The following is a 10,796-nucleotide window of genomic DNA, read 5'->3' as shown; positions in this document are numbered from 1 at the left end:
GGTTCATCCGGGGCTCCTGGAGCATGGGTTGGCTTGGTAACCCCCATCTTCCAGAGATGCCCCGGGTGAACAACCTACTGAGAGATCACAGCTAGCGCGATCAAAACCGGGGTCAAAACCGGGGTCAGAGTCGAATACTTACCGCCGCCATCGGGCGGCGGCGAATCAAAGTCGACCCTGGCCCCGATGCCTTGAAAATTGCACTCTGACCCGGTGTCGGGTGAACGGGCGGTTCGAGGCGCGACCGAGCACGATCGTCCGTGCACGGCGTTCGACCTAGAATCGAAGCGTCCCCCGCTTCGAGAGGCCGCGATGCCCGCCGCTTCCGACCTTCCCCGCGTCGTCATCGTCGGCGGCGGCTTTGCCGGGCTCTGGGCCACGCGCGCCCTGGCGCGCGCGCCTGTGCGCATCACCCTGATCGACCGCGGCAATCATCACCTGTTCCAGCCGTTGCTCTACCAGGTCGCCACGGCCGGACTGTCGGCACCGGACATCGCCGCGCCGCTGCGCCACATCCTGCGGCGACAGCGCAATGTCGAGGTGCGCATGGCCGAGGTCGAAGGCATCGACCCCGAGGCCCGCACGCTCACCCTCGATGGTGGCATGACGCTGGGCTACGACCGCCTGATCCTCGCGGCCGGCGCCACCCATGCCTATTTCGGCAACGACCGCTGGGCGCCGCACGCGCCAGGCCTGAAGACGCTCGACGACGCGCTGCATCTGCGCCGCCGCATGCTGTTGGCGTTCGAGCGCGCCGAGGCCGAAACCGATCCCGACGCCCGCGCCGCGTGGCTGAGCTTCGCGATCGTCGGCGGCGGCCCGACTGGCGTCGAACTGGCCGGGACGCTGGCCGAAATCGCGCGCCACACCCTGCGTAGCGAGTTCCGGCATATCGATCCGGCGCTGGCCAAGGTTCGGTTGATCGAAGCCGGGCCGCGCGTGCTCGCCTCGTTCCCCGAGAACCTGTCGGCCAAGGCCCGTCGCCAGTTGGAAAAGCTCGGCGTCGAAGTGCTCACGGGCGAGCCGGTCGCCGAGATCGATGCCGACGGCTATCGAATCGGCGAGCGTCGCATCGCCGCCCGGACCGTGATCTGGGCCGCTGGCGTCGCGGCCTCGCCACTGGGCGCGCTGCTGGACGTGCCGCGCGATCGCGCCGGCCGCGTGCAGGTGGCCCCCGACCTCACCGTGCCCGGCCATCCCGAGATCTATGCCATCGGCGACATGGTCGCCGTTGAGAACAACGGGCGCCCGGTGCCGGGCGTGGCGCCCGCGGCCAAGCAGATGGGTGAACACGCCGCCGCCAACCTGCTCGCCGACCTGCGCGGCCAGCCCAGGACCGCGTTCGCCTATCGCGACTACGGCAACCTCGCCACGATCGGCCGCATGGCCGGCGTCGCCCACCTGGGGCGGATCAAGCTGTCGGGCGCGCCCGCCTGGTGGTTCTGGCTGGTCGCCCACGTGTTTTTCCTGATCGGCTTCCGCAACCGCGTCGTGGTGCTGCTGAACTGGACGCTCGCCTATTGGACCCACCGGCGCGCGGCGCGGATCATCTTCGGGCCGGCACCGGAAGTCGGTCCCGAAGCGCCGGTGCAGGACCGTTCGCTGCAGGCTTCGGATAGCATGGCCGCTCATCCGTCGACGCCAGACACGGCGCCGGACTGAGCCTCTTCGATCCGGCCATCTCCATGCTCGACATCTCCAGCCAGCACTTCCTGATCGCACTCGCGGTCACCACCGCCGCGGGCCTGGCCACCGGCCTGGGCAGTCTGCTGGTGATCTTCGCCAAGCAACCCAATGCACGCCTGCTCGCATTCGGGCTCGCATTCGCGGCCGGCGCCATGGTGTACGTGTCGCTGACCGAGATCCTCGACAAGTCGATCCTCGCCTTCACGGACGCCTACGGTCCGCAGCTCGGTTTCACCTGGGGGACGTTCGCGTTCCTCGGTGGCCTGCTCTTCATCGTGGCCATCGACAAGCTGGTGCCCAACCCGCATGAGCGCCTCGAAGTCGACGACCCCTACTTCCGCGAGCACAACGCCAGCTACGTCAAACGCGTCGGCTTGCTGACAGCCATCGCGATCACCGCGCACAACTTTCCCGAAGGCCTGGCGACGTTCTTCGCGACGCTGGAGAACCCCGGCGTCGGCCTGCCGTTGGCGTTCGCCATCGCGATCCACAACATCCCCGAAGGCATCGCGATCGCGGTGCCGGTGTACTTCGCGACCAACAACAAGACCTACGCTTTCCTGGCCTGCCTGCTGTCGGGCCTGGCCGAGCCGCTGGGTGCGCTGATCGGCTACGCCCTGCTGCGCCCGTTCCTTTCCGAACCGGTGTTCGGCACCGTATTCGGCCTCATCGCCGGCGTCATGGTCTTCCTCGCACTCGACGAACTGCTGCCTGCCGCCAAGCGCTACGCCAAGGGCCACGAGACCGTCTACGGCCTGGTCGCCGGCATGGCCGCCCTGGCATTGAGCCTGGTGCTGTTCAAGTGGTGACGTCACTCAGGGCCGGCGCGGGATACTCGCACTGACGATCTGATCGCGACGAAGAATCAACACCCCGCCGCGCATCAGATAGGCGCAGGTCGTTTCGTCGCAGACGAGCACTCGCCCGACGTGGAGCCGCGCACCATTGCGCAACCTCAGAATGGCGCGGGCTTGTCCATCGAAGTCGGCGATCACGTCGCGTCCGTGCTTTCGTCCCATCGACTCGGCGCAGATCAGCGCCAGCAGAATCGCCAGAAACAAGAACGCGACAGCAGGGACCGCAGATGCGAACTTGTCGATCGTCTTGAACGCGGGCATCGCCTCGATATGGCGTCGCCGTATTCGACGGCGAGCTGGGTGCCTGAGCCGTTGGATTCGCTTGGCCCGCAACCTGACACGGAACCACGGGATCGCGCCGATCAGCGCCCACGTGCCGATCGCAACGAGGAGCACATACATCACCACGACTCCGACAAACATGTACTCGATCCCGCCGAAGACACCCGCATGGAATCCAAAAAGGATCAGCGCGTCGCCGCCCTTGGCGAACTGTTCCACGCTAAGACCCAGTTCTCCGAGCAGGCTTTGTCGGTAGTAGTGACCACAGGCATAGAGAAGCCCCGTGCCCAACGCAAGGCCGGCGGCGGCGTCGAGCCAACGCGGTTTCATGGTGTCGCTCCTTGAACCATCGAAATATGAATTCAAACAGAAACGGCCCGCTTGCGCGGGCCGTTGATCCACATCCAACGATGGCGGCAAGACTCAGGCCGCGAACAACGCCTTCATCTTCTTCAGCGCGTTGGCCTCGACCTGGCGGATGCGCTCGGCGGACACGCCGTACTCGTCGGCCAGTTCCTGCAGCGTCACCTTGTGCTCGTCGTCGAGCCAGCGGCGACGGATGATGTCGCGCGAGCGGGCGTCGAGCTTGGCCATGCCTTCGCGCAGCAGTTCGAGTTGGTCGGCCTCACTGTCGCTGCGCTCGTACGCCTGCGCCGGATCTTCGTCCTGCGCGACGAGGTAGGCGACCGGCGCCGGCGGCGCGTTGTCGTCGTCCTCGCCAGTGGGCGCATCGAAGCCGATGTCGCGGCCCGACAGGCGCGACTCCATCTCCAGTACTTCGCGCTCGGAGACGTTGAGGTCGGCAGCGACGGTGCGCACTTCTTCGGCGTTGAGCCAGCCCAGCCGGGTCTTGCTCTTGCGCAGGTTGAAGAACAGCTTGCGCTGGGCCTTGGTCGTGGCGACCTTCACGATGCGCCAGTTCTTGAGGATGAACTCATGCATCTCGGCGCGGATCCAGTGCACGGCAAAGCTCACCAGCCGCACACCGACGTCCGGATCGAAGCGCTTGACGGCCTTCATCAGGCCGATGTTGCCTTCCTGGATCAGGTCGCCCAGCGGCAGCCCGTAGCCGTTGTAACCGCGGGCCACATGAACGACGAAGCGCAGGTGCGAATGGACCAGCTCGCGCGCGGCATCGAGATCGTCGTGATCGCGATACCGCTGCGCCAGCGCCTGCTCCTCTTCGACCGTCAGCACCGGAATCTGGTGCACGGCGCCGATATAGGCATCGAGCGAACCGAGCGGGCTGGGGATCGGCAGGCTGTTGGCAACCAGGGCGTGGGTCATGGTCTGCGTGCTCATGGAAGGATGGTAGCAGTCTCCAGATATGACTGCTAAGGCCGCCGGAAGTTCCCGAGTGTTCTGGCCGTGGAACGTCCAGGGCTTTGTGGACAGGGATCGTTCACCTAGGCGGATAGCTGGGTCGCCGCTGGGGGACCGGCTTAAGATGGCCAATCCTGCGCCTCCTCAGGCGAATCCACGATGAAGATCAGGCCCAGCCGGCGATGCCTGCGATCGTCTCCCGAGCCGATGCCAGGGCAGGCGAGACCGATGTGATGCGCGGCCGTCGGTCGAGCATGCAGGCCAGCGCCGCGTCCAGCAGGCAGGCATGGCTTTGGCGAAGCGACTGACACTGGTCGGCCGGCAACAGGCCCGCCGCCGCTGCGGCCTCGAGTAACGCCGGGGTGGCCCGGGGCGCGAGCAGCCCGGGGTGCGTCGCCGCGCCCTGCAGGACCAGCGACTGGGCCAGGAACTCCAGATCCACCAACCCGCCCTCGCCCTGCTTGAGGTCGAACCGGTCGGCAGTCGAACGGTCGAGCTCGCCGCGCATGCGCCGGCGCATCGCGGCGATCTCCTCCCGCAGCGCCGCGGGCTCGCGAGGCCGGGCCAGCGTGTCGTTGCGGACAGCCTCGAACGCCTCGCGCGTCGACGCATCGCCCGCGACCACCCGCGCACGCACCAGCGCCTGGTGTTCCCAGGTCCACGCACGCTCGCGCTGGTACTCCGCGTAGCTGGCCAGCGACGAGACCAGCAGCCCTTTGCCGCCGTCCGGGCGCAGGCGCACGTCGACGTCGTAGAGTCGGCCGCCGCCGGTGACCGTGCCCAGCAGCGCAACGATCTTCTGCGCCAAACGCGCCGCCCAGCGCTGGGCATCGAGCGGCCGGGCGCCATCGGACTGAGCGTCGGCGGGCGCGTCGTAGAGGAAGACCAGGTCGAGATCCGAGCCGAACCCCAGTTCCTCGCCGCCCAGGCTGCCGTAGCCGACCACCACGAAACGGGCGTCGGGCAGCCGACCATGGGCGCGTTCGAGTTCGCGCATCGCCAGCGCGAGCACCACCGCGACCACCGCGTCGGCCAGCCATGCCAGTTGCCGGGTCGCGGTCGGCGGATCGAGCCTGCGATCGAGCGTGGCCAATGCGATCCGGAAGCTCAATTGCTGGCGGATCTCGTTGAGCGCGAGCAACGCCGATTCCAGATCGCGCTGCTGCAGCACGCGATTGCACTGGGTCGCCAGACCCTCGCGCTCGGGCAGTGGACCCTCGACCCGGGCGTCGAGCAGTTCGTCGAGCAGCAGCGGATGCGCGGCGAGGCGCTCGGCGAGAAACGCGCTGCGGGTCACCGCCTCCACCAGCCGTGCCAGCGCTGCGGGCTGCTCATCGAGCAGGGCCAGGTAGCTGGCACGTCGCAGGATATTGTGCAGCAGCGCCAACAGGCGGCGCACCGCCTGCAGCGGCCGATCCGCCGGCGCGGAGGCCTGCAGCAACACCGGCATCAGCCGGTCGAGCCGCGCGCGTGCGTTGTCCGACAGGTCGCGCACGCTCGGCGAGCGGGCGAAGTCGCGCAGTGCCTCGGCGACCTCGCGCGCATCGGCAAAGCCGGCCTCGGCCAGCGTCTGCGCATCGCCGCCATCGGGCAGCGCGCGCCACCAGGTCGCCAGATCGCTGTCGGTGTCGACGCGGCGCTGCTTGCTGCGTACCGCCAGCAGCGCATCGAACTCGTGCGCGACGTGGCCGCGCTCGCGCCGCAGATCCGCCTCGAGCGCCGCCCAGTCGGCATGGCCCAGGCCGGACGCGATCCGCAGCCGGTCGAGCGGATCGGCCGGCAGCAGATGGGTTTGCGCATCGCGCAGCATCTGCAAGCGGTTCTCGACGCGGCGCAGGAACAGGTAGGCCGCCTGCAACCGCGTCAGCGCCTCGTCGGACAACTGCCCGGCCGCATGCAGCGCCCGCAGTGCCGGCAACAACCGTCGTTCGCGCAATGCCGGCTCGCGCCCACCCCGGATCAATTGCAGCGCCTGGGCCAGGAACTCGACTTCGCGGATGCCGCCGTCGCCGCGCTTGATGTCGTCGGCCAGTTCCCGACGCGCGACCTCGGCCGCGATCATGTCCTTCATCTGCCGCAGGCCGTCGAGCGCACCGAAGTCGAGATAACGGCGGTAGACGAACGGCCGCAAGAGGTCGAGGAAACGCGCACCTGCGGCGAGGTCGCCGGCCACGGGCCGCGCCTTCTGCCAGGCGTAACGTTCCCAGTCGCGGCCCTCGCGCTGGAAGTACTGCTCCATCGCCGCGAAGCTCAGCGCGATCCGGCCCGCGTTGCCGAACGGCCGCAAGCGCAGGTCGACGCGATGGCAGAAGCCGTCGCCGGTGATCTCGTCGAGCAACCGCGCCAGTTGCTGGCCCAGCCGGGTGAAGTAGTCCTCGGCCGCCAACGACCGCGCGCCGTCGCTCTCGCCCGCCGCTTCGAAGCCGTAGACCAGATCGATGTCGGAGCTGAAGTTCAACTCGCCGCCGCCGAGCTTGCCGAGCCCGAACACCACCAGGCGCACCGCGCGGCCTTCGCTGTCGCGCACGACGCCGTGGCGGCTGGCGAAATCCTGTTCGAGCGCGCCCAGCGCGACCTGCAGGCAGGTCTCGGCCAACTGGGTGCTGCCAGCGAGCGTCGCTTCGACATCATCCAGTCCATGCACGTCGCGCCAGATCAGCCGTGTCGAGCAGGCCAGGCGGTAGCGCCGCAGCAGCATCGGCCAGTCATTGCGATTGCCCGCCTCCAGCGACGGTAGTGTGGGCGACGTGTCGCCGTCGTCGGCCAGCAGTTGCGCTAGCAGGTCGGGCTGGCGCTGCAGCACATCGATCGCGAGGTCGCTGGCGACCGCGACGGGACGCAGCCGCGCCATCGCCGCGGGGTCGGCGTGTACCTCATCTGGCAGGCGGGCCAACAGGCGGGCGACATGCGCATCGAGCGCTGCACGGGGATCGTCGGTCATCCCATCATCATGACAGCGGCCGCCGGTGCGAAACAGGACACGCTCACTCCGCGACCGGTAAGACGAGCCAAGCTAAGTCTTTCTGAGGCGCGCGAGCTGAAGCGGGCTCACCCCTGGCGCGCTTGACGCGGTCGCCAGTCGTTAGCCCGCCGCATAGACATGTGCAACCCCACTTCGGGTGGACGCAAAGTCGCCCGCTGGAAGAAGTTGCGCACTGTCAGCCTCAGTGCGTCGTGCTAGTCGGGGATTGCGATAGCGGGCCAGGGATGGCCCGCGGCGGCGAGTCAGCCATGGATGGCTGACCGAGCCGGGGAGCAGTCCCCGGCTGGCGCGACGCGCGCTCCGAAGAGGAGCCCCTGATCGAGCGAAGAGAAACAGGTTTCCCCGGATGTCGGCGAAGAACCAAAAAAAAAGCCCGCTTCCGGCGAACCGGTTACGGGCTTGCTCCCTCCCCCACGTCGGGTGCGGGGCGATATTGGAAGACTGGTCGACGGGATGCACGCTGCAGTGCAAAACGATACTGGCCGGTTCACCAACCCGCGCGCATTCAGTCTCAGGCCGCGGAATGGGCGTCCCGCGGGCCGCTGTCACGCGCAAGGCCCAGCGTCGTCTGGACGAGATCGGCGAGCGCCGACGCGGCGTCGGGTCGCCCGAGCACGGCAGCCGCGCGTGCCGCAGCGGGCAGCACCGTCGGTGACGCGAAGGCCTCTTCGAGCAACGCGGTGAGCCGCTCGGCGCTCAGCTCGGCCTCGGGCATGCACCAGCCCACACCCGCGGCGGCCAGCGCCTCGGCATTGCGGCGCTGCTCGTCGCGCGAGCCGCCCTGCGGAATCGGGACCATCACCGCGGGGCGGCCGACGGTCAGCAGGTCGGCAGCGGTTGTCGCACCGGCGCGGGTGACGACGAGATGTGCATCGCGCAGCCGTACGCCCATGTCGTCGAAGAATGGCCGCACGGTCGCCTCGATACCCGCCGCGCGCAGCGTCGCCTCGACTTCGTCAACGCCCTCGCCCTTCATCTGCAGCGAGACGTGCAGCCGGCGCCGCATCGTCTCGGGCAGCCGCAGCAGTGCAGGCGGCACGACCTCGCCGAACACCCGCGCACTCTGGCTGCCGCCCACGACCAGCAGCCGCAGCGGCGCATCGCCGCCGAGCGCAGGGTAGTCGCCACGTGCAGCCAGGATCGCGGCGCGCACCGGATTGCCGGTGTCGACGACGCGCGCCGGATCGAAGCCGTCGAGTCCGGCGGTCGCCGGGAACGAGGTCGCCACGCCGGCGGCCAGCCGCAGCAGTTTCTGGTTGGCCAGGCTCAACCGCGCGCCCTGCTCGTGCAGCAGCAGCGGGCAGCCCAGGCTTCGGGCCGCGAGTGCGGGCGCGAAGCTGGGATAGCCGCCGAAGCCCACCAGCAGGCCGACGCCGCGCCGGCGCATGTCGCGGCGCGCCTGCCAGGCCGCACGCAGGATCGTGAGCCCGGCGGCGAACTTGCCGGTGACGCCGCCTTCGAGGCTGCGCGCCGGCAGCACGACATGGTCGAGCCCAGCCAGCGCCTGGGTGTAGGCCGCGCCGCGGCGCTCGGTGTAGATCACCACCGGATGCCCGCGCCGCTGCAGCTCCCGCGCCAGCGCCTCGGCCGGAAACAGATGGCCGCCGGTGCCGCCTGCGGCGCAGGCGACGGCGGGAAGCGAGGTGCGGGCGACGGGCGAGGACATGGCGAATCCGGGAACGGACGGGGGCACGACTATAGCGAGCGCACGCGCCGCCGCGCGGGCCCTGCACGATCCGGCTGCCCACGCGATAATCGGGACTTCACGTCCCCCTGTGCCCGTCATGACCGAAGACCGTATCCGCAACGCCGCCCTGCGCAGCCGCATCGTCACGCCCGAGCAGGCAGCCGCGCTGATCGAACCGGGCCAGACCGTCGCAATGAGCGGCTTCACCGGCTCGGGCTATCCCAAGGCGGTGCCGGTGGCGCTGGCCGCACGCATCGAGCAGGTCCATGCCGCGGGGCAGCCGTTCCAGATCCGACTGCTGACCGGCGCCTCGACCGCGCCCGAGCTCGACGGCGCACTGGCCAAGGTCGACGGCATCGCGTTGCGCCTGCCGTTCCAGAGCGATCCGGAGGCGCGCCGCCGCATCAACGACGGCAGCCTGGCCTATATCGACGCACACCTGAGCCACGTCGCCCAGCATGCGTGGTTCGGTTTCTACGGCGACATCGACGTGGCGGTGATCGAGGCGGTGGCGATCCGCGAGGACGGCACCATCGTGCCGTCGACCTCGGTCGGCAACAGCAAGACCTGGTTGGACCTGGCCAAGCGCGTGATCGTCGAGGTCAACGAGGTGCAGCCGCTCGCGCTCGAAGGCATGCACGACATCTACTACGGCACCGCGCTGCCGCCGCAGCGCCGCCCGATCCCGCTCGAACACGCCGACGATCGCATCGGCGACACCGCACTGCGCTGCGACCCGGACAAGATCGTCGCGATCGTGCGCACCGCGGCCCCCGACCGCAACAGCCCATTCAACCCGCCCGATGAGGCCAGCCAGCGCATCGCCGCGTTCCTGGTCGAGTTCCTGCAGCACGAGGTCGCCAAGGGCCGGCTGCCCAAGGGGCTGCTGCCGCTGCAGTCGGGTGTGGGCAACATCCCCAATGCGGTGCTCGCCAACCTTGCCGACAGCGGCTTCCGCGACCTGACCGCGTTCACCGAGGTCATCCAGGACGGCATGCTCGATCTGCTCGAATCCGGCGTGCTGCGCAGCGCCTCGTGCACAGGATTTGCGCTGAGCCCGGAGGCCAGCCTGCGCTTCGAGGCCAACCTCGGCTTCTTCCGCGAACGCATCGTGCTGCGCACCCAGGAGATTTCCAACCATCCCGAACTCGTCCGCCGGCTGGGCTGCATCGGCATGAACGGCATGGTCGAGGTCGACATCTACGGCAACGTCAACTCGACCCACATCATGGGCAGCCGCATGCAGAACGGCATCGGCGGCTCGGGCGACTTCGCCCGCAACGGCTTCCTGTCGATCTTCATGAGCCCGAGCACGGCCAAGAACGGCACGATCTCGTCGATCGTGCCGATGGTCAGCCACGTCGACCACACCGAGCACGATGTGTCGATCGTGGTCACCGAGTACGGCCTGGCCGATCTGCGCGGGCTCTCGCCCAAGCAGCGCGCGCGGGTGCTGATCGACCGCTGCGCGCATCCGGACTATCGCGACGCGCTCGAGGACTACTTCGCGCGCGCGCTGCGCGAGAGCTACGGCAAGCACACGCCGCATCTGTTGCCCGAGGCGCTGTCCTGGCACCAGCGCTGGCTCGACACCGGCGACATGCGCGCGACGCGCTGAGGCAGCGAACGCTGGCCTGCCGCAGGTCGCGCAACAGACCGGACCGCGTGCCAGGTCAGGCCTCGGGCTGCGCCTGCAGCCAAGCCAGCTTGCGCGCGCGGGGCTGGCGCTTGAGTTGCCATTCGGCGCGCGAGGCGCTGGCGCGGTCGGGATAGACGCGACTGGCGAGGATGCGCACCGGTGGGTTGCCGCGCGTGTACTTCGCGCCGCGACCGGCCGCATGCGCTTTGAACCGCGCGTCGAGATCGTTGGTGATGCCGGCGTACCAGCTGCCGTCGCGGCATTCGAGCAGGTACAGGTGCCAGAGTGCGGGCGCGGTCATCGCACCGATTATCCATGCGCAGGCAAATGCGGATGCGG

At 68.9% G+C, this 10,796-nt stretch carries 8 protein-coding genes; 3 read left to right on the top strand and 5 right to left on the bottom strand.

Annotation, left to right across the window (positions count from 1 at the left end):
• Nucleotides 1-312: 312 nt before the first annotated feature.
• Together FHW73_RS16615 and zupT are read left to right on the top strand one after the other, a co-directional pair.
• Complete coding sequence (locus FHW73_RS16615) at nucleotides 313-1,662, top strand: NAD(P)/FAD-dependent oxidoreductase (RefSeq protein ID WP_183427873.1); 1,350 nt, start codon at nucleotides 313-315, stop codon at nucleotides 1,660-1,662.
• 23 nt (nucleotides 1,663-1,685) lie between these two features.
• The gene (zupT, locus tag FHW73_RS16610) at nucleotides 1,686-2,495 is read left to right on the top strand and encodes a zinc transporter ZupT (RefSeq protein WP_183427872.1); all 810 of its coding nucleotides are present in this window, start codon (nucleotides 1,686-1,688) and stop codon (nucleotides 2,493-2,495) included.
• Nucleotides 2,496-2,501: 6 nt separating this feature from the next.
• On the opposite strand, the gene FHW73_RS16605 is transcribed toward zupT, so the two are convergent.
• The 4 genes from FHW73_RS16605 to FHW73_RS16590 form a co-directional block, all read right to left on the bottom strand.
• The gene (locus tag FHW73_RS16605; protein ID WP_183427871.1) at nucleotides 2,502-3,155 is read right to left on the bottom strand and encodes a hypothetical protein; all 654 of its coding nucleotides are present in this window, start codon (nucleotides 3,153-3,155) and stop codon (nucleotides 2,502-2,504) included.
• 93 nt (nucleotides 3,156-3,248) lie between these two features.
• Entirely contained in the window at nucleotides 3,249-4,127 is an 879-nt protein-coding gene (gene rpoH / locus FHW73_RS16600; RefSeq protein WP_183427870.1) for an RNA polymerase sigma factor RpoH, read from the bottom strand.
• A 187-nt stretch (nucleotides 4,128-4,314) separates the two neighbouring features.
• On the bottom strand, nucleotides 4,315-7,089 hold the full coding sequence (gene glnE / locus FHW73_RS16595; protein WP_183427869.1) for a bifunctional [glutamate--ammonia ligase]-adenylyl-L-tyrosine phosphorylase/[glutamate--ammonia-ligase] adenylyltransferase: 2,775 nt from the start codon (nucleotides 7,087-7,089) through the stop codon (nucleotides 4,315-4,317).
• A gap of 553 nt (nucleotides 7,090-7,642) precedes the next feature.
• Nucleotides 7,643-8,797 (bottom strand): UDP-N-acetylglucosamine--N-acetylmuramyl-(pentapeptide) pyrophosphoryl-undecaprenol N-acetylglucosamine transferase, encoded by a 1,155-nt coding sequence (locus tag FHW73_RS16590; protein ID WP_183427868.1) that lies wholly within the window; start codon nucleotides 8,795-8,797, stop codon nucleotides 7,643-7,645.
• Between the two features lie 118 nt (nucleotides 8,798-8,915).
• Here FHW73_RS16590 and FHW73_RS16585 point away from each other — a divergent pair, with 118 nt between their 5' ends.
• Nucleotides 8,916-10,436: an acetyl-CoA hydrolase/transferase family protein gene (locus tag FHW73_RS16585; protein ID WP_183427867.1), complete on the top strand. Its 1,521-nt coding sequence runs from the start codon at nucleotides 8,916-8,918 to the stop codon at nucleotides 10,434-10,436.
• Nucleotides 10,437-10,491: 55 nt separating this feature from the next.
• Here FHW73_RS16585 and FHW73_RS16580 read toward each other — a convergent pair whose 3' ends face one another.
• A complete protein-coding gene (locus FHW73_RS16580) occupies nucleotides 10,492-10,758 on the bottom strand; it encodes a GIY-YIG nuclease family protein (protein ID WP_183427866.1) in 267 nt (88 codons plus the stop codon).
• Between the last annotated feature and the right edge of the window lie 38 nt (nucleotides 10,759-10,796).

The organism is Luteimonas sp. RC10 (assembly GCF_014192745.1).
Classification (GTDB): domain Bacteria; phylum Pseudomonadota; class Gammaproteobacteria; order Xanthomonadales; family Xanthomonadaceae; genus Luteimonas.
Note: the sequence above shows the minus strand (reverse complement) of the source record. Positions and strands in the feature narration are given on the sequence as shown.

What these genes read in the sequence shown, in the direction of transcription:
- FHW73_RS16615 (WP_183427873.1), top strand. Translation starts at nt 313, where the DNA reads ATGCCCGCCGCTTCCGACCTTCCCCGCGTCGTCATCGTCGGCGGCGGC.
- zupT (WP_183427872.1), top strand. Translation starts at nt 1,686, where the DNA reads ATGCTCGACATCTCCAGCCAGCACTTCCTGATCGCACTCGCGGTCACC.
- FHW73_RS16605 (WP_183427871.1), bottom strand. Translation starts at nt 3,155, where the DNA reads ATGAAACCGCGTTGGCTCGACGCCGCCGCCGGCCTTGCGTTGGGCACG.
- rpoH (WP_183427870.1), bottom strand. Translation starts at nt 4,127, where the DNA reads ATGAGCACGCAGACCATGACCCACGCCCTGGTTGCCAACAGCCTGCCG.
- glnE (WP_183427869.1), bottom strand. Translation starts at nt 7,089, where the DNA reads ATGACCGACGATCCCCGTGCAGCGCTCGATGCGCATGTCGCCCGCCTG.
- FHW73_RS16590 (WP_183427868.1), bottom strand. Translation starts at nt 8,797, where the DNA reads ATGTCCTCGCCCGTCGCCCGCACCTCGCTTCCCGCCGTCGCCTGCGCC.
- FHW73_RS16585 (WP_183427867.1), top strand. Translation starts at nt 8,916, where the DNA reads ATGACCGAAGACCGTATCCGCAACGCCGCCCTGCGCAGCCGCATCGTC.
- FHW73_RS16580 (WP_183427866.1), bottom strand. Translation starts at nt 10,758, where the DNA reads ATGACCGCGCCCGCACTCTGGCACCTGTACCTGCTCGAATGCCGCGAC.